At 62.4% G+C, this 556-nt stretch carries 1 pseudogene; it reads left to right on the top strand.

Annotated elements, in window-relative coordinates:
* A pseudogene (locus tag HMPREF2792_RS05880) lies at positions 1 to 556 on the top strand (hypothetical protein); the annotation flags it as partial.

The following is a 556-nucleotide window of genomic DNA, read 5'->3' on the forward strand; positions in this document are numbered from 1 at the left end:
ACTGTGACCTCTAAGGAGGAGCCGTCTGAGTCCACGACTCCGAACAAGCCTGGTGACGAGACTTGCGAGTCCACGACCCCGTCTAAGCCGGGCGAGGAGACTACCCCGAATAATCCGGGTGAGTCCACGACTCCGGGCAAGCCTGGCGAGTCTACGACCCCGGGTAAGCCGGGTGAGTCCACCACTCCGAACGATCCGTGTGAGTCCACGACCCCGGATAAGCCTGGTGAGGAGCCGTCTGAGTCCACGACTCCGAAGACGACCGAGAAGACCACTGAGCCGTCTGAGTCTACGACTCCGAACAAGCCGGGTGACGAGACCTGTGAGTCCACGACCCCGTCTAAGCCGGGCGAGGAGACCACTCCGAACAACCCGGGTGAGTCCACCACTCCGGGCAAGCCTGGTGAGTCGACCACTCCGGGTAAGCCGGGTGAGTCCACGACCCCGAATGACCCGTGTGAGTCCACCACGCCGGATAAGCCTGGTGAGGAGCCATCTGAGTCGACGACTCCGCGTGAGCCGGGTGATGAGTCTGGTAAGCCGAAGATTTCGACGA

Origin of the sequence: Corynebacterium sp. HMSC068H04 (genome assembly GCF_001811255.1) — a bacterium.
Taxonomy (GTDB): Bacteria; Actinomycetota; Actinomycetes; order Mycobacteriales; family Mycobacteriaceae; genus Corynebacterium; species Corynebacterium hesseae.